Genomic DNA, 1,152 nt, shown 5'->3' with positions numbered 1-1,152 from the left:
CCCCGGACCGCCGAGCCGTCGGCGACCGCCTCGGCCACCCCGCCCCTGGCCGGCCGGCCGATCCGGCTGCGCAACGCGGGGGCCGGGCTGTGCCTGGGCATCAAGGGCGAGCCGGAGCGTGGCGGGCTGGTGACGCTGGCCCTGTGCTCGGACGCCGTCACCCAGCAGTGGACGTACGACGCGGACGGCCTCCTGCACAGCCAGGCCGACCCCGAGCTGTGCCTCGACTCCCACGCCGACGCCGCCGTCGTCATCCTGGGCACCTGCGACGACGCGGGCACCGAGCGCGGAGAGGATGTGCGGTACGACCTCACCGTGCGGGGCGAACTGCTGCCCCGCTGGGACGAGACCCTCGCGCTGGCCTCGGCGGACGCGCGTCCCGGCGCCGACATCGTGGTCTCGCTCCGCGACCGCTCACCCGCCCAGCACTGGCTGACCGACACCCCGTCGGCCACCCCCGGCTCGCTGTCGGCGGCGGAGACCTACGAGACGCCGGCCTGATCGGCGGGCCAAGCCCTAGCCTTGTTCCGTGATCACATGCGTCGTGCGGTACACCATCGACCCTCGGAAGATCGCGGCCTTCGAGCGGTTCGGCCGGCGTTGGATGGAACTGGTGCAGGCCCACGGCGGCGTGCACCACGGCTACTTCCTGCCGGCGGAGGGCGCGAGTGACGAGGCTCTGGCCCTGTTCACTTTTCCCAGCCTGGCCGCCTACGAGGAGTACCGGCAACTCTTCGGCCGGGACCCCGAGTTCATCGAGGCGGACCGCATCCGCGACGACAGCGGATGCGTGCTGCGCCACGAGCGCACCTTCATGCGCCCCATGCTCCCCGGCGACCTAGCCCCGCCAGGACAGCCGGGGGAAACGTCCTAGAACTCCTCCGTCAGGACGGACGGGTTCAGGGTGGCGGGGGAGGCGTGGCCGGAGAGGGCCAGGGTCAGGTCGAGTTCCGCGAGGATGCTGCGGACGACGTGCTCGACGCCCGCCTGGCCGTCCAGCCCGAGCCCGTACGCGTAGGGGCGGCCGAGCAGGACCGCGCGGGCGCCCAGGGCGAGCGCCTTGGCGATGTCGTCGCCGGTGCGGATGCCGCTGTCGAACAGCACGTCCAGCCGGTCGCCGACCGCGCCCACGACACCCGGCAGGGCGTCGGC

The 1,152-nt window shown here is 73.4% G+C and carries 3 protein-coding genes; 2 read left to right on the top strand and 1 reads right to left on the bottom strand.

The window, feature by feature from the left end:
* Both GT030_RS32700 and GT030_RS32695 read left to right on the top strand, forming a co-directional pair.
* Positions 1-501, top strand: a 501-nt coding sequence (locus tag GT030_RS32700) for an RICIN domain-containing protein (protein WP_161204170.1), incomplete at its 5' end; no start/stop codon positions are given.
* A 28-nt stretch (positions 502-529) separates the two neighbouring features.
* Entirely contained in the window at positions 530-874 is a 345-nt protein-coding gene (locus tag GT030_RS32695) for an NIPSNAP family protein (RefSeq protein ID WP_161204169.1), read from the top strand.
* Here the strand turns inward: GT030_RS32695 and GT030_RS32690 are convergent.
* Positions 871-1,152, bottom strand: a 282-nt coding sequence (locus GT030_RS32690) for an alpha-hydroxy-acid oxidizing protein (RefSeq protein ID WP_202460853.1), incomplete at its 5' end; no start/stop codon positions are given. The two genes, GT030_RS32695 and GT030_RS32690, sit on opposite strands and share 4 nt — an antisense overlap.

The organism is Streptomyces sp. SID1328 (assembly GCF_009865595.1).
Classification (GTDB): domain Bacteria; phylum Actinomycetota; class Actinomycetes; order Streptomycetales; family Streptomycetaceae; genus Streptomyces; species Streptomyces griseoluteus.
Note: the sequence above shows the minus strand (reverse complement) of the source record. Positions and strands in the feature narration are given on the sequence as shown.